This is a genomic window from Leptolyngbya sp. 7M (genome assembly GCF_018128485.1).
The window spans coordinates 2,115,067-2,135,060 of record NZ_CP070897.1 but is presented as its reverse complement, the minus strand read 5'-3'; the positions used below and the strand labels follow the sequence as shown (position 1 = coordinate 2,135,060).

Sequence of the window (19,994 nt, the reverse complement as noted above, 5' to 3'; positions counted from 1 at the left end):
GCGTTATCCTCTCAATCCTATCGAACTTAAAATGGCGTCGGGCTATCGGTATTTGAATTCGTGTTGGTCGGGATCTGGCTGTTCACATCGTTCAATTCGATACGGTCCTTCTGAAATTCTTCTTCGGCCCTTCTGTTCGCTTCTTCTATCTCGCGCGCCAGGCGGTCAGCATAGCCTTTTTTATCGATCTTCCATTGGTTGTCTTCAAAGACGAAGGGGATGGTCTCCCAATCGCCGCGCAGATTCTTTACTTCGAGCGTGGCACGCTCTCCATCGATCGTCTCATTCCTATACTCGACACGTGTCTGAGTTTCATTGAAAAGCGATTCGCGCTTTACGATCTCATCAACGGTTGTGCCCTGTGCCTTAGCCTGCTGCTCATGCATTCGGAGTGATTCGCCAGAAAGCAGCAGCTTCATCGTGGTAGTATCTTTCTGTTTGACGGCTTTAGTGTAGGTCCTGTAGGTCTCAAGCGGAGAGGCAGGCTTTGTTTCACCCGCGCCACAGCCAAAGATCAATAATGATGCCAGTGGTCCTAAGATAAGGTAGTAAAGTGAACGCATTTGAATGGACTAACTCAAAATTTAATGTAAAATTCTCAAAACTTAAATTATAGCCCAACACAATTGGCATAAAAACCTATGGAAAGAAGAAAACTTAGCCGTGAGGAAATAAATGATCGGCTTGCAGATATAGCTGGTTGGACATTTGAAGATGAAAAACTTGTTAAGCGCTTCGAATTTCCCGATTTTGCCGCAAGCCTCGCCTTTGTGAACAAGATAGGCGAGATAGCAGAGGCGGCTGACCATCACCCCGACATAAAGTTTGGCTGGGGCTACGCGAATGTAGAGACAACAACGCACGATCGCGGCGGCGTGACGGATCACGATCTGGATCTTGCACGGAGGATAAACCAGATAGGGGTCGAGTCTGATTGATTGGGCTTCCTGATTCGGTTACACTTTTGGATTTGGCCATTTACACAAATCTATTTCAAGGAAGAAGCTGAATATTATTATGTCTAATGTTCCCATTACGGTTGCTCACGGCGATGGAATTGGTCCAGAGATCATGGCCGCGACGCTGCACATTTTGAAAGAGGCTGGAGCACGGATCGATATTGAAGAGATCGAGATAGGTGAAAAGGTCTATCTGTCAGGCAATACGGCAGGGATAGCCCCTGAATCGTGGGAATCGCTCCGCCGAACGAAGGTTTTCCTAAAAGCACCGATCACCACACCGCAGGGCGGTGGGTTCAAATCGCTGAATGTTACGGTCCGAAAAACGCTCGGGATGTATGCCAACATTCGGCCGTGCGTTTCCTATCATCCATTTATCGAGACCAAGCATCCTGTTATGGATGTTGTCATCGTTCGCGAGAATGAAGAGGACACCTACGCCGGTATCGAATATCGACAGTCCGATATGGTCGAGCAGTGCCTAAAGCTTATCACTCGTCCGGGTTGTGAGAAGATCGTCCGCTATGCATTCGAATATGCGCGCAAGAATAATCGAAAGAACGTAACTGTCTTCGTGAAAGACAATATTATGAAACAGACCGACGGCTTGTTTCACAAGGTTTTTGATGAGATAGGTGCGGAATATCCGGAGATCGAAAAAGGTGATTGGATCGTTGATATCGGCGCTGCAAAGCTTGCGACCACACCGGAGCAGTTTGATGTTGTAGTGATGCCGAACCTCTATGGAGATATCCTTTCTGACGTCACGGCGCAGATGACCGGCTCGGTCGGGCTCGCAGGATCAGCAAATATTGGCGAAAACATTTCAATGTTCGAAGCTATCCACGGATCAGCTCCGCGGCGCGCGGGACAAAATTCAGCAAACCCATCCGGACTATTCCTTGGGTCTGTAATGATGCTCGTTCACATTGACCAGCCCGACATCGCTGAACTTGCCCACAATGCATGGCTGCGCACGATCGAGGACGGCGTTCATACCTATGATGTCGCCCGCGAAGGCGTTACAAAACAGATCGTCGGTACTAAAGAATTTGGCCAAGAAGTCGTAAAACGCCTCGGACAGAAGCCTGAAACTCTAAAAGCCGTCGAATATAAGAAAGCGGATGCGGCAACAGATGCAGATAAAAAACCTATCTATTCCATTCGCGAGCCGCAAAAGAAAGACCTGGTCGGCGTGGATGTTTTCCTTAATTGGTGGAACGGTAGCTTTTATGGCAGTGCCAACGAACTTGGTCCGAAGGTTGAGGAGGCAAATGGCGATGGAGTAAAGCTCGTGATGATCTCCAATCGCGGAACTAAGGTATATCCTAAAGGCCAACCTGATACGTTCTGTGTGGATCATTGGCGTTGTCGCTTCATGGCCGAAAGCCAAGGTGACACCATCACACATCAGCAGGTCATTGACCTTCTTGGCCGCATTTCCGGGTTAGGACTCGATTTTATCAAGACCGAGCACCTTTATAACTTTGATGGCCAGCCGGGATATTCATTAGGCCAAGGCCAATAGTTCGTTGTAGATATTTTGAGTGGGTGGGCAGTGACATTTGCTATCATTGCCCATCTTCTTTATTTTTAGGATGATGCGGAGAATAAAGATACTCGAATCAAGGGTATTGCCCGTCACCATTTTGTTATTGGTGATATATGGTTTCACCGCAGTAGGTCAATCGGGAACTGGCTCATTGACACAGCAAACCAGATTCCTGGATTCAGATGGTAGAGAGATATCGAATAATGAATTTGTTGATATCCGAATGGCCAACTTTCATTTACCTGATCGAACTTTAGTAAGAACGCTCGAGGATGGAACCATAGAGTTTCGTCTCCAAAAGGTTCCACAAGAGGGAATGCCGCTTCCGGAATTTACGGTAACAACGCTCGATGGAAGGACCATTTCTACAACCGAACTGACTGGCAAGGTCATTGTATTGAATTTTTGGTTTATCGGGTGTCCGGCTTGCCTTGCACACAAACCACAACTCAACCAGCTTAGGAAAAGATTCTTCGGAAATGATGAGGTCATATTTTTAGCCATGACCGCCGATCCAACATCAGAGGTAAGGAAATATCTTGCAAAGGAACGTTTTGACTATCTGCACGCGCCAAATGCGAAGCAGGCCATGGACCTTTTTGGGTTCACGGGATATCCGAAGAATATTGTCGTATCCCGAACGGGTACCGTCGTCTATTGGCGGAGCACAATAAAGGCGTGGGATAGATTCGAGAGCGTAATTCTTAGCGAACTTGAAAAGAAGTAGATGGCGAAGAAACCAATCGTATCGATAATAATGGGCAGCAAGAGTGATTGGCCAACGATGCAGCACGCAGCGTTGGTCCTTGATGATCTTGGGGTGTCGTATGAATCTAAGATCGTTTCGGCCCATCGAACACCCGATCTGCTGTTCGAGTTTGCAAAGACTGCTGAGGAAAGGGGCATCGAAGTAATAATCGCTGGTGCAGGCGGTGCGGCTCATCTGCCCGGAATGTGTGCTTCGCAGACCGTGTTGCCGGTGTTGGGCGTGCCGGTTGAAAGCAAAGCGCTAAAGGGCTTGGATTCGCTTCTTTCTATTGCACAAATGCCCGCCGGTGTTCCGGTGGGAACACTTGCGATCGGTGAGGCGGGAGCGAAAAATGCAGCTTTGCTTGCGGTTTCGATCCTATCAAATTCTCGCCCGGAACTAAGAAAAAAACTCCACACGTTTCGTGTGAAACAAACAAAGACCGTTCTTCGTTCAAAGCTGGAGACGGTGAAAAAATGAAGAAGGTATCTGAAGTGTTTGATTTCAAGAGCATCTATCTCGGTTTCTTTCTTGCCATTTTGATCTGGGCATTTGCGTTTGTGGCAGCGGGCCAGGTCGATGAAGTTGATAAGGTCGTTTCGGCTGAAATGCAAAGGCAAAAGATCCCTGGGCTTGCTGTGGCAGTGATACGCAACGGCAAGGTCGTAAAAGAAAAAGGCTACGGTATCGCAAATATCGAGTTGAAGGTGCCCGTTACAACCGAAACTGCGTTTAAGATCGGTTCGATCAGCAAGCCTATTATCGCGATAGGTGTAATGAAACTTGTCGAAGAGGGTAAGCTCGGTTTGGAAGATCCCGTTTCTAAGTATTTTCCAGACGCGCCGGAAACCTGGAAAGGGATACAGATCCGCCATCTTCTCAGCCATACGTCCGGTATCGTTCGCGAAGCTCCCGGATTCGACCCCTTTAGGATCCAAACGGATCACGATGTGATAAAAACCGCCTATCCTGTTCCTTTGCTCTTCGGCGTCGGCGAAAAATATCAATACTGCAATGTCGGGTACTTCGCACTGGCTGAGGCTGTAATGACCTCTTGCAGGCGAGCGTTGGCGGTGCGCACTCGTACCCAATCATCAACTAAATCCACCAGTTCATCCATTAGGCCGGCTACATTGCGGTTGAGAGTCGTGAAGGCCAGAAGCTGGCCAATACTCAGCTCTTGATTGATGACAAGCAGGGCACCCAGCCCCAAGAGAATCGTACTGCCAATATCGGAGACTAACCGGCTGAAGCTGCTGTTGATAATACCAATTTGGGTCGTGCTAAACAGTAAATGAGCCAGACGACCAAAGCGGCTTTGCAGTTCATCCCAAAACTGAGGCGCGGCTGTGGTGGTCTTCAGCGTCAGGGCACCTTTAAATGCCTCTACCAACACACCCTGATTTTCCGTTTCTAACACCATCGCTCGCCGTGTTTTTTGTTGTAACATCGGCTGAAACACTACCGTTGACAGCACCATTATCAGCGCCACCAGCACCGCCACTAACGCCAATTTCCAGCTATAAAACAGCATTAGCCCCAAGGAGGCAATCGCAATCAGCACCGAACTAGGCAAGCTAACAATCACTTGGGAAACTAGCCGGTTGATTTCTTCAATGTCGCGCAACCGGCTCACCACTTCTCCACTGCGTCGGGTTTCGTAATAGGTCAGAGGCAATTGCAAAATTCGCTGTCCAAATTCCAGAACTAGACCCAGTTCAAGGCGCTGGGCAAAATGGGCAATCAGGTGATCGGCTACGAACGAGAGACCACTGCGAATTACATACAAAATGATAATGGCGATGACGATACCGGTGAGGAGACGAGTATCTCCCTGAATCAGCACATTATCAGTTAGAACTTGAATAAAGAACGGCGATGCTAACGACAGTAACCCAATTAGGGTGACGCAGAGCACCGCTTCTAGTAACATGACTCGATAGGGCCAAACCCGCCGCCACACCTGCTCAATTCCGCCTATCGGATCATCGACCTGAGTATAAAAGCGATTCGGATCGGGCTGCACCAACAGAATCACCCAATCCACCCAGCCAGCCAGCAGTTCATCTTCTGATAGATACCGCACACCGCTAGCTGGATCGGCGATCACGTATTTGGCTTTCCGCTTGCCGTACAGCACTACCCAATGATTGCCTTGCCAGTGAATGATCGCCGGTAGCGGCATCTGACTCAGGTGATGCAAAATTTCTTTTGAAGCCACTGCCGACCGCGCCATGAATCCCAACGCTTCTGAACCGCGCCGCAGCCCCAGCAAGGTTGTGCCCAACTGGCCAGTGCCCACCGCTTCTCGCGTCCGGGTCAGGGTAAAAGTGCGTCCGTAGTGTTTGGCAATTGAAGCTAAACAGGCGGCTCCACAATCGGCTTGGCTATGCTGCAAAACAAGCGAATAGTTCATCTCCTTGGCGTACTCTCGACTTCCGTAAGTCCTAACTCCAGAAATAATGAGTAAATCAGGTTTTTGCTTCCTGTCCATCTAACGCAGTATAGAGATCCTGCCGCTGCGGGTTGAGATAGGGCCGCTGCCAGTCGATGCCCTGCTGCGCAAACTGATGTTGAATTGCTTGTAAACGGTTCTCTGGCGACTCATCTCCCGTTCGCCAAACAGACAACAGCGCTTCGGCCACCCACTGCAACCGATTCAGGCCAAACTCGGCAGGTTCGCTTTCCGGTTCCTCGGCCAATCCCAATCCCGGTGCCAGCGGTTTAGTGAACAGCGGTACGGCGGGCTGAAGCTGAGAGCGCACGCTTGGATAGATCGCTTGCAGCACCGGATACACCATCCCATACTGATGTTGCGCGATCTGTAAAACTGCCGCATCGAGCCGATCATAGGCATTCGGATTGGCCAACACTTTGAAGCTAAATGGAATGGCGAGGTGATTGAGTCGCTTGGTGAAGCAATCCATTAGTTGAATTGCTCCGGCTGATGTCACGTTGAAGTAGAGGTCTAGAGCAGGTTCCGTCACCCAGCCGCAATTGCCTACGGCAATGTAAAATTCGGCCTCGACCCGTCCGGCAGGCAGCCGCAGCGCGACCGCATCCTGTAAAGACTCTGACACTACATGAGCGCAGTCCTCTGGCTGGAGGTGAATGGTTAGCCCTGCTTTCTGCAATACCCAACCGCCATTTGCTTTCTGCCTCAGTACTTGCCATGCTGGATCAAAATAGCCTTTGCCATGATTGCTGGCCTCTAGCTGCTGGTAAAATGGCAAATGCAGCCCCCGCAGCGTATTGTTCTCTAGTTTGGTGAAGCTATCTGAAATAGAAACAGCAACCTGTTCGCCACTAAAGTAGAGATCGTACAGGTAATCGCGCAGTTGCATTCTTAAATACTGATGCTGTAGGTTGCCGGGAAGCTGATTAAGATAGATCGACGATTCAAATAACTCTGAATTGCCATAATTGGAATGAACCATCCAGCCATTTGAGTAAATTTGAATATGATTCACCAGATCGTCCAGAATAGAGGATCGCTCGAACGGTAAAGGTGGCTTAAAAGCGATAGGTTCAATCGGTGAAATTGATACGGGGGGGTTAACAGAAGCTAGCATTCGCTCATCGGTTAAAGCATTCGCTTCCGGTTGCTCAACTTGATCAATTCGATCAACCTGATCAGTCGCCAGTAGCTCGGCAGCAGTGCGACCAAACACGGTTGGAATCGATTTAGTTGGCATACACAACAACGTTTTAGCAACCTGAAGCATGCAAATTTCAATATTGCCAAACGGTTCGTAATAATGCAGTTTAGCCTGGATCGCCTCAATCAGCTCAAATCCTGCGAACCGCGTCACTCGCGGCAAGAAATCGGGAAATCGCTCTAGCACCTGAGGAAATTGCGCTAGATAGGCTTGGGTAAGGGCTGATAGGGAAGGATGCAGTTTTTCTAGCGGAGTAGTTGCCAAATGGAGAGCCAAATCCAAATCGATGCCTGCCTTGACGGTCAGACTCTTTAGCCACAGTTTGAGGTAGCTAGCAATCAATGCACCTAAATCAGCGGCAGGATCGCCCCAAACCGACTTTTCCCAATCAATCAAGCGAATCAAGGGCTGACTCAGGTTGAGCGACAATGGCAGGGTAGTAGCCGGAGCCGCCGTTTCCCAGTCATGCAACAGCAAAATGTTATTCAGCTTTAGGTCATTGTGGATCAGACAGCACGGCTCGTAGGCGTCGTTTAACTCGGCAATTGCCTGAATCAAACTTTCGTAGCGCTGCACTAATTCATAAAATTTGAGCGCATCGGTCGAGGCAGCCGCAAACTGTTGATAGGTTAAGTATTCTAATCCGTACAGCAAATCCGGAACCTGCTCGTCTGCTTCGCCGTCGGGATTCGTGACCGTTGGTTCTAAACAGCGCTGATAGTCCTCCCGATCCAAAGTAGCTTGATGCACGGCTGCTACCGTCGCTCCTAAAGCTGCCGCTGCCATAACTGGAAAACTCTGCCGCCGGTGATAAAAATCGTCCAGATCAGAGTACTCGGTTAGGTAGTCAAAAATAGCAATCGAATCCTCTAGGTTGAAATCAACCATCCTGGAGAGCAGCGGACCAATAGACTGTAATTCTGATTGCTGTACAAGTTGATGTATTTGCCATTCATGCAATAGGTCTTTATGGGCGCTGCCGTTCTGATCATGTGGTTCTTGTTTAATTAAAAAATGGCGTTCATCAGCTAAATGAACGAGTAAATTAAAGTTCTTACAGCTTTTCGATTCTATTTGACTATCTGACTGTGATTCTCCATCACAAATTCCTCGTGCTGCCAAATATTCAAATACGTTTTCGCTACTGAGTAAGAACACCATTTTCCTAAGTGAAATTCTGATTTTTCAATTTAAGCAATAAGTACCTCGGCATAATTAAAAACCAGATTCAAAACCCTGCGCCGCCCGCGCGGGGTTTTGGGTTTTATGTTTAATTATGCTCACCTGCTTAGACCCAACAAAACAGCAAAATTTGATGCGGTTAACTTGCGATGTTTTCATCTAATTTTTTAGAAGCAGAGACACAGAATCTAAAGCTTTTTTAACCCCATTTCTGCCCTCTGCTTCTTGACAGTCAGCCGATTTGACTTAACATTTTTTGGCTGTGCTTGAACCAATTCAATCACTAAATTGAATGGATTGACTCAGGCTCTAAGTCCGGCTCACACTCCGAGCGGGACGCCGCCGCCGCGGACGACGACGTGGGCGACGCCGCGGACGACTACTATTAGAACCTCTACCTCCAGTAATCACCGATTCATCTTCTTCAGAGAGCGCGCTCAAAAAACTCTCTGAACCAAATAGTAGAGATGAACCGATTGGTTGCAGCTCGGATAAGTTGTTAGCCATTGCTAAAACTCCCTTCCTTTCAATCAACAACTTAAGGACAGTTACGCAAGCATTTGTTCAAACATTTGCTTCAAACATTTGCTTGTTGTCCTTACTTCCTTAGCTTAGTCTCCACTAATTTTATGTTCAATGTTTATGAGACCTTTCTCATCGTCTCCTTAATCTCATCTTAAAGAACATCTATTTGCTGAGTGATGGCAGTATCAACACAGCAGATGAGACTAGGTGGCGAATGCATTTAGACAGACAATTCTAATTCATACCGTGATGCTCTAATTGCTGTGAGGTTAAGTTCCTATATCTGTTTACCCAAATGCTCATGCAATAGTCGGTAGTGTCAGCCCAATTTAGCAAAATCCTACCAATAGGAGATGTTTTAAAGGCGTCATAAATTACTGTCCTACCACTGCTGCGAGTCGTTTCAACACCTGAAGCACCCGTTCCAAATCTCCTGGATTTTCCAGCACAAACTCCTGAGAGCGAGCATAGCGAGGATTTGCTTGCCAGACTAGCTTCAAAAAAACAAAGTTGCTGCCATTCGTCACTAGCCCATAGAGCGGGCGATCGTGGTCTGGTGTTGTCAGCATATAGGATAAGACTTGGGGGATTCCTACCTTCAGCGAGAATTCTGCCCGTTTAGACTCAATCACCAGGAGCCAAAACTGTTCTTTCAGCATCAGCACATCCATCCGACCCCGAATTGTTAATTCCCCTTCTTGGGCCGTCAGTTCCACCTCATCTTCCGTGCTGACATAGAACGGCGGCAAAAACAAACCAGCCAGATCTAGTAGAGGAGCCACTACAGCCAGTTTGACTGTGTTTTCCAAAACCGATCGCTGGGTTAAGTTAGCAAAGGCTGCTCTAACTCGGTCTAGCCGCTGCTGCTCTGATGGCGTCAGGGCTGGCAATTCCTGCTGCCATTCTAGAAACGCAGACGCAGACTCAACCTGCCGCAGACCGAACTCTGCCTCCAGTTGATATAGCGTTAACCGATCGGCTGAAATTGTTTGAACCATCGCTTGTTTCTATTCAGGTTTCGGCTAGCTCAGATTTCGGCTAGCAACAAGCATAGCGCAGCCAGCACCCGACGAGGATTTCAAGAGTTTTCCAGAGTTCTAACCAAAAAGTTGATGTCTTCTATGTCTTTTAGGCAATGCGGATGAAAGGACTTGAACGCAGTGCTTCAGAAGCTTCTGGAGAGCCACTCAGCGGTAATCCCTGCACGGTCGGGTTGCTTTCCAACTGGGCAAACTGAGCGCATTTCTCTCGACCCGTCACTACAAGGCAGCTCTGATGGCGGGTTTCGGCAACGGCTTGCAGTAGTTCTTTGTAGGCTGCATATTCTGGACGATATTGCCCAGCCCGATCGCCTGTTTCAAGCAAGACTTCTGTGTTGTCGAGAATTACCAAACAGCGCCTGTTGCGCAGACATTGCAGCAAAGTACCCAAATCTGCCTGAGTCTCTTGCTGGTCTGAGAGGAAGGGAACTAATTCTGCTAATAGGGTTTCCAGTAGCGGAGCGTTACGAACCGAACGCCAGATCACCCGCGTAAAATGCTCTTGCATCTGCTCTGCGAGCTTGACCGACAGAACTGTCTTGCCGACTCCACCAATCCCAACAATGCCAATCAAGCGGCAGCGATCTTGCAGAATCCATTGGCTGAGCGTCGTCAGTTCGGTCGTGCGTCCGTAAAAGACAGAGACATCGGGGGCTTCTCCCCAATCTTGGGCAGTTGACTGCGGTTCGGCTGCATCCTCCGGCTGGATGTAGTCCTGTTTGGTGAGCGCCAGATTAAAAGTGCAAAATAGCTCTTCCAGAGATTGGCGATCGACGGCTACTTTACCGCTGCGAATCCGTCCAATTGAACGAACGCTCAGTCCCGTCAGACTGCTGATCTGCTCCAAAGTGTAGGCGAATCCGCCGTTTTTCAGAATTGCTAATTGTTCTTGAGCCTCCTGAAGCCGCTGCGCTCCCCAAGGTGAAAGTATTACACCTCGACGTTTACGCTTTTGCACCGATTGAGTCATATCTTATACTTCAACTTAAACTAGACGCGAAGCTGTGATTATGTTCGGCTGGCTTTCCCAAATCTCAAGATGAGAACAGTACTCTAATCAACGTTAAGAATATTGTTCTTGGAGAAATGATACCCATAAGGGTACTAGTAAACGGCTAGGATCTGAGGCATGATTGTCAATGCTGTTTCTCAATAGAAATTGAAGCAATCGCGATCCTCATTTATTTGTCTATTTTTCTCTTCGATGCCAACCTATAAGCTTCATTCAAAACTAGAAAAGCACCATCTCAGGATACTTCCCAGTCTTATATGAATATTTAATGTAGCTACCTAACTTTATGTCATATTCTAGATAGAAGTTCAACTCGTCATTTGCCGTAAGCGATTGTTAAGAAGTTGATACAGAGATAGACGATCGTTTTCCCTGAAGATTCGCATAGTTTCACGACTGATTTCGCGGCTGTTTGCCCATATTCAAGTCATTCCCCCAATGATGCCTGTAGGCTATCTCAAAACAATGCAACATCTCAGTCAGGATGATTTTCAACAGTTTTCTGAATGTCTTCACGAACTCTATCAGATCTGTAGCATATCTGATTTTCCATCCCGTTTGCTTTCGATTACCTCAAAAATGATTGCGGCGATTGACTACACATACAATGTGCTCTCTTTCAAAATGCATCGGTCAGATACAGTAAATTATCAGGCTGCTCCTGGATTTGATCCGATGGATATTGCAGATTTTGATCAAATCGCCTATCAGCATTTCTATGAGCATCCCCTGGTCGGCAACTACCTGCGTACACGTGACGGACGAGCATACAAGGTTTCAGATTTCCTGAACGAACGGCAGCTACATCGGCTGGAAGGTTTATACGGCAGACTAATGCAGCCCAGAGGCATCAAGGATCTGATCGCAATTGCTCTACCGATTACTTTTGCTGACAAACCTCAACGCTATGGCCAAGAGGATATTGTTGCGGTAACGCTGATGGGAGATCAGATCTACACTGAGCGTGATCGATTTATTTTTAATTTGCTCCGTCCACATGTGCTGCAAGCCCAGAATAATCTACAGCAGTATACTCAGATTCACCAAGGCTGGATGCAACAGCGTCATACTCTAGATACATTGGGAGTGATTGCACTGAATAGCGATGGACGAGTTCAGTTTGTCAGTCAACAAGCTGGACGATGGTTGAAGCAATATTTCTCTGACTTAATTGGTGCAGTCCATTACCTGCCAGACTATTTGCAGCGATGGGTTAACTATCAGCTCTCGCTAACCAGGCAAACTGATGAGGTGCCGTCACCTCATCTGCCACTAAAACTAGAGCAGGATGGCAAACAGTTAGTGGTACGCTTCGTCATTGAGCAACCAAGGGAGCGATATTTGCTGTTGCTAGAAGAACGACAGCTATTAAACCTATCTGCAGCATCTTTGGAATTACTGGGGTTAACCAGGCGTGAAGCAGAAGTGCTGTTTGAAGTAACGCGGGGTAAAACTAATGCAGAAATTGCCGTAATTCTAGATTTGAGCGTTGCGACAGTTAGGAAATATTTAGAGAATATCTATTCAAAGCTGGCTGTAAAAACTCGTGCAGAGGCTGTAGTGTATGCCTTGAAGCAGTTAGGAGCGATAGGGTAAAGAGAATTTGAACCTATTCGGAAGCTTGCAACTTCGTTAATTTCCAACAGCAGACTGTTAGCCCGCACGGCGACGGAACAGCCCAGTGAATGAGCCGCTAGGGTAGTCTACAGTCTGTTGAGCCAGTCTGGGTGATCGTTTGAACTTCGCATTTAACGTTGAGCCGGGATCGTTTAGTATCGACCAACGGAAGAGAGTAGGCCGTCTCACTACTTAACGGACAAGTTGCAATGTCTAGATTCAAATTCTCAACTGGTGCCTTTACGGGGACGAAGGCGACATAACAACCGAACAAAACGCGATGTGCAACTTACTTAAAACCCCGATCGGTGCTGCATCGCCCTCATCCCCTGCCCTTCTCCCAAGGTTGGGAGAAGGGGGTAAGAATTTGCTCAAACTCCCTCCTCTCCTAGCTTTGGGAGAGGAGGGCTGGGGAGGTGAGGGCAAATATAGTTGCACATGGCGTAACCTGTTTCTGATCTCGTTCCTGAGCTTGTGAACGTTGAAGGTCCGGCAACTCTAGGCTTTCTGACCTACTTCCAGCACCAACTGCTCGACCTCACCCCGGCGATACACCCAAGTGCCGTCCCGTTTGCGCCCAACAAACCGCGTGGAAGCGCCGGCCGCATCTAGTTTGGCTTTGGCCTCTTCTGGCGAACAATTCAGCAGCTTAGCTGCCTCCTTTAACGGAATCACCTGACGAGCGAACCGCGCCAGCAACACGTCATCCTCTTCGTTCAGCAGTTCGGTGAACAGCCGCTCAGCTAGCATCCAGCAGGCCAGCGTATCCGCCTCTGCTCGGTGAGACCGCCCCACCTCAAACTGAAAATGCCTAACCAAATGGGGCAATTTCCGTGAAGGCAGATCCGGCAGCATCAACCGAGCCAGCTTGACCGTACAGAGTTGTTCTGTCTCAGGCCGGACAAATTGAATGCCCAATCGGGCAAACTCGGCCTGCAAAAACGGATAGTCAAACTCCAGATTATGGGCAGTCAAAACACCGCGACTGAGCAACGGCAGATAGGGGGGCAACACCTCAGCCGCCGGAGGTGCCGCATCGACCATCGGCTGCTTGATGCCCGTGAAGTGAGCCAGCCGCAGCGGAATTTGGGTCAGCGGATTGATTAGATCTGTTTGCTGCACCAGCACCCCTTCGGCTAGCGTCGCCTGCAAGACCGACACTTCCATCACTCGATGCTGCCAAGCATGACGACCTGTCGTTTCCAGATCGACAACAGTAAACATCTGCTGGCTCAGATTGCGGTAATAGGTCAAAAGCTGAGTGGATAGCACAGAAACTCAACATTTATTGAAGTGGCAATTCGGCCACAGAACTCAAGAGCAGAATCACTAAAATGCACTAAACAACTTAACTGAGAGCATTGATTGCATAATCAATGTATCTATTTGTCTCTGAAGCAGCCAATCCAGTTAACCCATGATTGCCCTTAATGTACTTCAAAGCCTCTACATACCAGCTAGGTGATAGTTCAAATGTTCTATTTATTTCGTTTAGACCATTAAGCAGATAATCATCGATTGGACCCGTACTTCCTGCAACCAAACAGTAAATGATTATCCGAAGGTAATAGCCAATGTCACGAGAGCATTTAGCCTTACCTTGTGGTGTAGATGCATACTGAGATCCTGGTCGTTGAGTGGTGTAAGGAAATTTTTGATAAACAGCTTGTGCAGCATTCTCAATCAAGAGTTCGGCATTGCTGGAGAGTAATTTAGCTGCTTCCAATGACGCTGTAGCCTGCTCGTAACGCGACGCCACTGCCTCAAAATTAGATTGCGTCAAAAAGTTGGACTGTTTATTCATTTGTGTTTCAAAGGCTTTTACTGCGTCGCTAAACATACAGCTTTACCTCTACTGTAAGTAATCTAATAAATATGGATTTTTTATGCCTAATTTAGGTAGTGTAAATACACATCCCACTATAAATGTACATCCCACCAGCTTAGTTCTAAAAAAGCACTTTCAAGAAATCAATGAACCTAGCTCAGTTTTATGGATCCCCTGAAACAAGCCTTGAAACAAGCAGTGATAACTCGCTATGAAGGAATGGTTAGAGATCTTAAGAAAGGCTACGATGAGAATCTCTTAGCTGCAAACTGGTGGGGAAAGCTACATATTGTACTTGGAATATCAGCTGCTCTATCTTCTTCGGCTGGCGCAGTCTTCACGTTCTTCGATGGCAGCAAAATATTAGTTGTGAGTCTAGCCTTACTTTCCACACTGCTTGCTTCAGGTTTAACATTTCTAAATCCTTCCAATCGAGAAGGAAAAAGACGTTCCACAGCACTACTATTTTTGATTGAATTGAACCGTCTTGAAGACGCCAAGTTGATTACTAACTACTCCTCTCTCTCAGAGGTAGAAATACTTCAGAAACTTCAAGAAATGTCTTCTCGAATAGAAAACCTTGTCAAAGAATCATCAAGAGTGCTGATCTCAAACCTCTAAGTTGGACTCTAAGTTGGGGTTGAGCAAAAATTGTAGCAGCTAAGAATCTTGAACTATTGCCTTGCAAGCAAGGTGAGGATTAAAGATATGGATCTTAATCCTCACCTTCCACATTCACTACTGCGACGATACCGGCGCTTTCCGCTTCACGGGTTTCGGCTTCGGTGCTCCTGGCCGGGTTCTGGTTTCGTCTCCAGCCGGATCGTCTGTGTAACCATGCTCCACCCGCATCCAGCTTGGTCGGGTTTGGTCATAGGCCATTTGCAGGGCCGCCGCCGCAATTGTATGGGGTTCAAACTCTTCGCTGAGCTGAGCCACAATCGGCACGAACGACGCAATTCGCTCTCCGGCCAGCGCTTCCCGGAGCTGATCTTGCAGCTTTTGCAGATGGCGAGCTTCGATTTGGGCACGAGTCGGGATGGTGCCAATTTCTAAACGCTGACGAATATGGCGTTCAATATCCCGCAGTTTACGCTTATCGAGTGGATGAATCAGCGAAATCGCCGTGCCTTCCTTACCAGCGCGTCCGGTGCGGCCAATCCGGTGCACATAGCTTTCCACGAATGCCACGTTCTTTAGCGTACTTGATGAACTCCCAAACTATCAGGAAGTACCCTGAGTAACGCATATCTTTGATAATCTCTATTTCCCGTTCCAACCGCTGATAGTAGGCAGACAATGGGTATTTTAGCCGCCCTTCGGAAGCAAGCGGCTGCAATGTCTCGGTCTTTAGTGTTTCGAGACCATCACGGGTTACTTCTTCAAAGTAAGCATCTACGGTTTTGGCTTTAGAAGTGTCGGGAATAGGAAATATGGGAAGCTGAAGATTGTCCGGTCCGGTCTTTATTTCAAGTGCGCATTCCTCGGCGATCTTTAGGGTGTTGGTCAATGCCTCGGGGTACGTATCGCCGAAGATCTCCCACATTTCCGCTGCGCTTCGGACATAACGCTTTCCTGTAAAGTCGGCTCCGTTATGTCCGCTAAGCGTGCGGCCCTCGCCGATACAGAGCAAGGCCTGACGTGCCCGTGCATCGTCACTATGCAAATAATGGGAATCGTTCGTTGCCACCAGACCACACCCAAGTCGTTTTGCGAACGAGGCCAATTGCTGATTTATCTGTCCGCCAGCTCCTTGCCAATTTTCCTGGATCTCAATATAGAAATTCGAGGTGTCGAACACATCCAGTAGCTTGTTGGCTACCTCGACAGCGGAATTTTCATTTGCATTTTGAAGATAATGATTCAGCGGTCCGCCGGGCCCTCCGGAAAGCGCTATGAGCCCTGCTGAATGCGTCTTTAGAAGTTCAAGGTCAACTCGAGGTTTATGATAAAGTCCCTCAGTGAATGCCTTAGATGCAATATAAACCAGATTTTGGTAACCTTCGTTATTCTTTGCAAGCAAGATCAGATCATAGAAAGGCTTCTCACCGGCTGGTACAGAAAGATGTCGATCAAACCTACTTCCCAGCGTAAAAAACGCGTGATATCCGATTATCGGGCGAATTCCCGCAGCCTTCATTGCAAGATAAAAGCCGATCGCACCGTATAAATTACCGTAATCCGTTATGGCACAGGCCTTCATTTCCAACTCTTTCAGGCGGGCTGCAAGCGGCTTTAGTTGGATAGTGCTTTGCAACAAGCTATAATCCGTGTGCAGGTGAAGGTGGACGAAATCTCGGGATTTGAACTGCATTTTTTCCATCCTTGTTCGGTAGGTTATGAAGAGAGTTTATCTTGAAACTTTTGGGTGTCAAATGAATGTCTCGGATTCCGAGCGCGTCGCTACATCGCTAGCCCAAAAAGGTTTCGAGATCGCTGATTCTGAAGACAATGCGGACATAATTTTGATCAATACTTGCTCTGTTCGTGAGAAGGCCGAGCAAAAACTCTACACGCGTGTAGGTGAGGTAAGGGCAGGGAAGCGACAGAAGCCGGTAGTCGGTGTGATGGGCTGTGTAGCCCAGCTGGAGGGCGAGACGCTTTTCAATAAGATACAGGGCATTGATATGGTCATCGGAACGCGAGCGGTAGGTCGTGTAGCTGAGGCGATAGAAAATGTCTTTGATTACGGTTCGGGATACTCTGATCTTGGCGAACGTGATCCTGAATATGACTGGACAGTCGCCGAAGAACAACGCCATTCGCCATATGTCGCATTCATTCCCATCATCGAAGGGTGCAATAAATTCTGCACTTATTGCATCGTTCCCTTTTCACGCGGAAGGGAAGTGAGTCTTCCGGCTTCCGAAATAATTCGCCAGGTACTTGAGCACCGACGAAGCGGAGTAAAGGAGATTCACCTGATCGGTCAGAATGTTAACAGTTATCGCCCCAAGACCGAATCTGGATTGGAATCCTTTTCAGGAAAAACGCCGTTCTCAAGGCTGCTTCGAGCGGTTGCCGCGACTGGCATCGAAAGGATCAAATTCAATACTTCTTTTCCGCGGGATTTTCATCCGGATATTGTTGATGCCATTGAGGAGAATGAGAATCTTTGCAACTGGGTACACCTGCCAGTACAGTCCGGCAGCGACCGAGTGCTTAAAGCGATGCGTCGGCTTCACACCATCGAAAGTTATTTCAAACGGATCGATCGGCTGAAGGCGTCGTCGCGGGATATTTCATTGACCACAGACATAATTGTCGGATTTCCAGGCGAAACCGAAGAGGATTTTGAAAACACGGTAAGAATGGTCGAGTATTGCGAGTTTGATTCTGCCTATATTTTCAAATATTCGCCGCGTCCGGGAACGCCTGCATATGAGATGCCGGACGACGTACCGAATGAAGAAAAAACCAGACGTTTCAGATCGCTGGAAGCGGTTCAGAGAGCGATCCAGTCCCGTCGAATGCAGCGGTATCTTGGCAGATCGATCTCCGTTTTAGCGGAAAAACACTCGGCGCGATCATCGGAGCATCTCACAGGACATTCTACCTGCCATAGAGTTGTGAACTTTCCCGCATCCGATGATATGCTTGGAAAGATAATCGACGTCACGGTTACTGGGGTCAAAACCAATTCCTTGTTCGGTGAAGTAAAGTAATGCCGAAAGATGATTCAAGAGATCTTATCGAGGTCAAGATCGGAGCCCTTATAATGGATCCGAACACGAATACTCCGATCGTTGTGCTTAAAGGCGTGGGTTCTGAGGCAGTGCTTCCGATCTGGGTTGGAGCGTTCGAAGCAAACGCCATCGCCCTCGAGATAGAGAAGATAGTACCGCAAAGACCGATGACGCATGATCTTTTGAGAAACGTGATCATCGAATTCGGGCTGAGCGCGGTAAGGGTTGTCGTGACGGACCTCAAGGACAATACATTCTATGCCTCGATAGAACTTTCAGATGAGAACGGAGAACTTGTAACTCTTGACGCAAGGCCTTCAGATGCGATCGCACTCGCATTACGATTAGATTGCCCTATTTATGTGGAGAGACACGTGCTGGAACTTTCGGCGGCATCTACGCAACAGCAGCAGGATCAGGACGTCGGCGACCCCGGCGGCGTCGATGAATGGCCGGAACTCATCGGTTGATCCTGTGATGTTAACTTTAGCTCGTTATCGGCCGTAATGGCCATATCTACTAATGATTATCGCGATAGCAAACCAAAAGGGCGGTGTCGGAAAAACAACGACCGCGATCAATCTCGCAGCAGCGTGTGCCGGAAGGAAGAAGCGTACACTGCTCATTGATCTTGACCCGCAAAGCAATACCACTCTGTCATTTCTTCAGCCGGAGGAGATCAATGCTGGCGCTTATGAGCTGTTTACAGAACCAGACCGAGATGCCAGGGAGATAATCTACCAGACCGACGTCCCTGGACTTTCGATAATTCCCGCGCGAATCAATCTAGCCAAGCTCGAAGCAAAATTGATCGGCGACTTTGATTCCGCATATAAATTACGCGATCGGCTCCAGCGTATCGTATCCGAGTTTGATCTGGTCATAATCGACACGCCACCGACCCTGGGCCTGATAACTGTCAACTCGCTTGTTGCCGCCCATTACGTGATCGTCCCGATCCAATCCTCCTATTTTGCGCTGGAAGGGACTGATGATCTTCTGGAGACGATCGAAAAGGTCCGGTCACGCCCAAATCCTGAATTAGAGCTCTTAGGCGTTTTGGTAACCCTCTTCGATCGACGAACAGCGCTGTCTCGGGATGTCGATGCTCATATACGCCAAGTATTTGGAAACAAAGCATTTAATACAGTGATTACGCGTTCGGTCCGGCTTGAAGAGGCGCCTGCCCACAAAAAATCAATATTTGAATTTGCTCCGAAATCCTCAGGATCAGCCGAATACGAACAGTTAGCAAAGGAGGTGCTTAAACGTGTCCAAAAGAGGGCTTCCAACGGGCGTGCAAATGCGGCATGACTCTCATTATGTTGATATTCTTGCGACGCAAAGCAGATCTATCGGCAAAACAATACCGATCGACCGCTTAGAACCTAATCCTGAACAGCCACGGAGGGAATTAGGCGATCTTTCCGAACTTACTGCATCCATCCGCGAAAAAGGGGTCTTAGAACCGCTTTTGGTCAAGCCACTTGGTGATGCCAAGTACATGATCATTGCAGGAGAGCGTAGATGGCGTTCATCCAAGCTTGCGGGACTAACCGAAGTTCCGTGCATTGAAATGGATCTTGACGAAGAAGAGATCGCCGAGATCGCTCTGATCGAAAATCTTCAGAGAAAGGACCTGAACGTTTGGGAAGAGGCAGACGGATTGCTGGCCCTACAGCAAAAGTTCGGTTATACACAAGAACAGATCGCTCAAAAGATAAGTAAAAGCCGTTCAACGGTAACTGAGTTCTTGACCATCGCAGGCCTTCCGGAGGATATACGGAAACGGTGTAACGAGAATAAGATCAACTCTAAGACGACACTTTTGGAGATCGCACGTCAATTCGATGATGCAGAAATGCACGCGCACGTCGACCGCCTTATCGGAAAGCGCTCCGAAAAGTCGGCATCGGGTCGGCCGCAGGTTGCAAAAGAATCGGGAAAAAGTTCTGGAGCCATTCCAACCGTTAATGAAAAAGCCACCTTTGAATACAGTGACGACGGCTTCAAGGTCTCGGTTATATTCAATGACCCTGCACATAACAAACGGCCTGAGATACTCAAAGCGCTTAAGGCGGCATTTGACTCTGTGAAAACCGGCTCCTAGAATTTACATAATCTATATTATCAGACGCAGAATATTTCTCGAATTGTTACTTGAAATGACCTGCCTCGCCAGGCCC

20 protein-coding genes and 1 pseudogene are annotated in these 19,994 nt (G+C 48.0%); 11 read left to right on the top strand and 10 right to left on the bottom strand.

Annotation, left to right across the window (positions count from 1 at the left end; all coding sequences use genetic code 11):
* Window positions 1-26 precede the first annotated feature (26 nt).
* Window positions 27-563 (bottom strand): hypothetical protein, encoded by a 537-nt coding sequence (locus tag JVX88_RS10150; RefSeq protein ID WP_211627203.1) that lies wholly within the window; start codon window positions 561-563, stop codon window positions 27-29.
* A 78-nt stretch (window positions 564-641) separates the two neighbouring features.
* Here JVX88_RS10150 and JVX88_RS10145 point away from each other — a divergent pair, with 78 nt between their 5' ends.
* From JVX88_RS10145 to JVX88_RS38200, 5 genes and pseudogenes are all read left to right on the top strand, one after another.
* Window positions 642-938, top strand: coding sequence for a 4a-hydroxytetrahydrobiopterin dehydratase (locus tag JVX88_RS10145; protein WP_211627202.1), 297 nt, complete (start codon window positions 642-644; stop codon window positions 936-938).
* Window positions 939-1,017: 79 nt separating this feature from the next.
* Window positions 1,018-2,487, top strand: a complete 1,470-nt coding sequence (locus JVX88_RS10140) for an NADP-dependent isocitrate dehydrogenase (protein WP_211627201.1) — start codon at window positions 1,018-1,020, stop codon at window positions 2,485-2,487.
* 70 nt (window positions 2,488-2,557) lie between these two features.
* A complete protein-coding gene (locus JVX88_RS10135; RefSeq protein ID WP_211627200.1) occupies window positions 2,558-3,238 on the top strand; it encodes a TlpA family protein disulfide reductase in 681 nt (226 codons plus the stop codon).
* Complete coding sequence (purE, locus tag JVX88_RS10130) at window positions 3,239-3,739, top strand: 5-(carboxyamino)imidazole ribonucleotide mutase (RefSeq protein WP_211627199.1); 501 nt, start codon at window positions 3,239-3,241, stop codon at window positions 3,737-3,739.
* A pseudogene (locus JVX88_RS38200) lies at window positions 3,736-4,242 on the top strand (serine hydrolase domain-containing protein); the annotation flags it as partial. The gene purE and the pseudogene JVX88_RS38200, both read left to right, overlap by 4 nt.
* A 20-nt stretch (window positions 4,243-4,262) precedes the next feature.
* Here JVX88_RS38200 and JVX88_RS10125 read toward each other — a convergent pair.
* The 5 genes from JVX88_RS10125 to JVX88_RS10105 all read right to left on the bottom strand — a co-directional run bounded on the left by JVX88_RS10125 (window position 4,263) and on the right by JVX88_RS10105 (window position 10,635).
* Entirely contained in the window at window positions 4,263-5,753 is a 1,491-nt protein-coding gene (locus tag JVX88_RS10125) for a peptidase domain-containing ABC transporter (RefSeq protein ID WP_317134618.1), read from the bottom strand.
* Entirely contained in the window at window positions 5,731-7,806 is a 2,076-nt protein-coding gene (locus JVX88_RS10120) for a T3SS effector HopA1 family protein (protein WP_211627198.1), read from the bottom strand. Before JVX88_RS10120 ends, JVX88_RS10125 begins: the two co-directional genes overlap by 23 nt.
* Window positions 7,807-8,409: 603 nt before the next feature.
* Window positions 8,410-8,607, bottom strand: coding sequence for a hypothetical protein (locus JVX88_RS10115; protein ID WP_211627197.1), 198 nt, complete (start codon window positions 8,605-8,607; stop codon window positions 8,410-8,412).
* Window positions 8,608-8,999: 392 nt separating this feature from the next.
* Window positions 9,000-9,623 (bottom strand): restriction endonuclease subunit R, encoded by a 624-nt coding sequence (locus JVX88_RS10110; protein ID WP_211627196.1) that lies wholly within the window; start codon window positions 9,621-9,623, stop codon window positions 9,000-9,002.
* Between the two features lie 130 nt (window positions 9,624-9,753).
* The gene (locus tag JVX88_RS10105) at window positions 9,754-10,635 is read right to left on the bottom strand and encodes an NB-ARC domain-containing protein (protein WP_211627195.1); all 882 of its coding nucleotides are present in this window, start codon (window positions 10,633-10,635) and stop codon (window positions 9,754-9,756) included.
* Between the two features lie 507 nt (window positions 10,636-11,142).
* Here JVX88_RS10105 and JVX88_RS10100 point away from each other — a divergent pair.
* Window positions 11,143-12,273, top strand: coding sequence for a helix-turn-helix transcriptional regulator (locus JVX88_RS10100; RefSeq protein ID WP_211627194.1), 1,131 nt, complete (start codon window positions 11,143-11,145; stop codon window positions 12,271-12,273).
* Window positions 12,274-12,792: 519 nt separating this feature from the next.
* On the opposite strand, the gene JVX88_RS10095 is transcribed toward JVX88_RS10100, so the two are convergent.
* Window positions 12,793-13,566: a PolC-type DNA polymerase III gene (locus JVX88_RS10095; RefSeq protein ID WP_225931377.1), complete on the bottom strand. Its 774-nt coding sequence runs from the start codon at window positions 13,564-13,566 to the stop codon at window positions 12,793-12,795.
* Window positions 13,567-13,642: 76 nt separating this feature from the next.
* The gene (locus tag JVX88_RS10090) at window positions 13,643-14,134 is read right to left on the bottom strand and encodes a phycocyanin subunit alpha (RefSeq protein WP_211627193.1); all 492 of its coding nucleotides are present in this window, start codon (window positions 14,132-14,134) and stop codon (window positions 13,643-13,645) included.
* A 153-nt stretch (window positions 14,135-14,287) separates the two neighbouring features.
* On the opposite strand from JVX88_RS10090, the gene JVX88_RS10085 reads away from it, so the two are divergent.
* Window positions 14,288-14,743, top strand: coding sequence for a hypothetical protein (locus JVX88_RS10085; protein WP_211627192.1), 456 nt, complete (start codon window positions 14,288-14,290; stop codon window positions 14,741-14,743).
* A 117-nt stretch (window positions 14,744-14,860) separates the two neighbouring features.
* On the opposite strand, the gene JVX88_RS10080 is transcribed toward JVX88_RS10085, so the two are convergent.
* Window positions 14,861-15,313 (bottom strand): DEAD/DEAH box helicase, encoded by a 453-nt coding sequence (locus JVX88_RS10080; RefSeq protein ID WP_225931877.1) that lies wholly within the window; start codon window positions 15,311-15,313, stop codon window positions 14,861-14,863.
* Entirely contained in the window at window positions 15,258-16,436 is a 1,179-nt protein-coding gene (locus tag JVX88_RS10075) for a PHP domain-containing protein (protein ID WP_211627191.1), read from the bottom strand. Before JVX88_RS10075 ends, JVX88_RS10080 begins: the two co-directional genes overlap by 56 nt.
* A gap of 25 nt (window positions 16,437-16,461) precedes the next feature.
* Here JVX88_RS10075 and miaB point away from each other — a divergent pair, with 25 nt between their 5' ends.
* The 4 genes from miaB to JVX88_RS10055 are packed head-to-tail and all read left to right on the top strand — an operon-like array spanning window position 16,462 to window position 19,918.
* Window positions 16,462-17,787: a tRNA (N6-isopentenyl adenosine(37)-C2)-methylthiotransferase MiaB gene (miaB, locus tag JVX88_RS10070; RefSeq protein WP_225931376.1), complete on the top strand. Its 1,326-nt coding sequence runs from the start codon at window positions 16,462-16,464 to the stop codon at window positions 17,785-17,787.
* Window positions 17,787-18,278, top strand: coding sequence for a bifunctional nuclease family protein (locus JVX88_RS10065; protein ID WP_211627189.1), 492 nt, complete (start codon window positions 17,787-17,789; stop codon window positions 18,276-18,278). Before miaB ends, JVX88_RS10065 begins: the two co-directional genes overlap by 1 nt.
* Window positions 18,279-18,330: 52 nt before the next feature.
* Complete coding sequence (locus JVX88_RS10060; protein ID WP_211627188.1) at window positions 18,331-19,122, top strand: ParA family protein; 792 nt, start codon at window positions 18,331-18,333, stop codon at window positions 19,120-19,122.
* Complete coding sequence (locus JVX88_RS10055) at window positions 19,079-19,918, top strand: ParB/RepB/Spo0J family partition protein (RefSeq protein WP_211627187.1); 840 nt, start codon at window positions 19,079-19,081, stop codon at window positions 19,916-19,918. Before JVX88_RS10060 ends, JVX88_RS10055 begins: the two co-directional genes overlap by 44 nt.
* Window positions 19,919-19,994: the final 76 nt, after the last annotated feature.

Bases quoted from the DNA above. Each gene is read 5' to 3' on its own strand.
- JVX88_RS10150 (WP_211627203.1), bottom strand. From the start codon at position 563: ATGCGTTCACTTTACTACCTTATCTTAGGACCACTGGCATCATTATTG.
- JVX88_RS10145 (WP_211627202.1), top strand. From the start codon at position 642: ATGGAAAGAAGAAAACTTAGCCGTGAGGAAATAAATGATCGGCTTGCA.
- JVX88_RS10140 (WP_211627201.1), top strand. From the start codon at position 1,018: ATGTCTAATGTTCCCATTACGGTTGCTCACGGCGATGGAATTGGTCCA.
- JVX88_RS10135 (WP_211627200.1), top strand. From the start codon at position 2,558: ATGATGCGGAGAATAAAGATACTCGAATCAAGGGTATTGCCCGTCACC.
- purE (WP_211627199.1), top strand. From the start codon at position 3,239: ATGGCGAAGAAACCAATCGTATCGATAATAATGGGCAGCAAGAGTGAT.
- JVX88_RS10125 (WP_317134618.1), bottom strand. From the start codon at position 5,753: ATGGACAGGAAGCAAAAACCTGATTTACTCATTATTTCTGGAGTTAGG.
- JVX88_RS10120 (WP_211627198.1), bottom strand. From the start codon at position 7,806: ATGGTTGATTTCAACCTAGAGGATTCGATTGCTATTTTTGACTACCTA.
- JVX88_RS10115 (WP_211627197.1), bottom strand. From the start codon at position 8,607: ATGGCTAACAACTTATCCGAGCTGCAACCAATCGGTTCATCTCTACTA.
- JVX88_RS10110 (WP_211627196.1), bottom strand. From the start codon at position 9,623: ATGGTTCAAACAATTTCAGCCGATCGGTTAACGCTATATCAACTGGAG.
- JVX88_RS10105 (WP_211627195.1), bottom strand. From the start codon at position 10,635: ATGACTCAATCGGTGCAAAAGCGTAAACGTCGAGGTGTAATACTTTCA.
- JVX88_RS10100 (WP_211627194.1), top strand. From the start codon at position 11,143: ATGCAACATCTCAGTCAGGATGATTTTCAACAGTTTTCTGAATGTCTT.
- JVX88_RS10090 (WP_211627193.1), bottom strand. From the start codon at position 14,134: ATGTTTAGCGACGCAGTAAAAGCCTTTGAAACACAAATGAATAAACAG.
- JVX88_RS10085 (WP_211627192.1), top strand. From the start codon at position 14,288: ATGGATCCCCTGAAACAAGCCTTGAAACAAGCAGTGATAACTCGCTAT.
- JVX88_RS10075 (WP_211627191.1), bottom strand. From the start codon at position 16,436: ATGCAGTTCAAATCCCGAGATTTCGTCCACCTTCACCTGCACACGGAT.
- miaB (WP_225931376.1), top strand. From the start codon at position 16,462: ATGAAGAGAGTTTATCTTGAAACTTTTGGGTGTCAAATGAATGTCTCG.
- JVX88_RS10065 (WP_211627189.1), top strand. From the start codon at position 17,787: ATGCCGAAAGATGATTCAAGAGATCTTATCGAGGTCAAGATCGGAGCC.
- JVX88_RS10060 (WP_211627188.1), top strand. From the start codon at position 18,331: ATGATTATCGCGATAGCAAACCAAAAGGGCGGTGTCGGAAAAACAACG.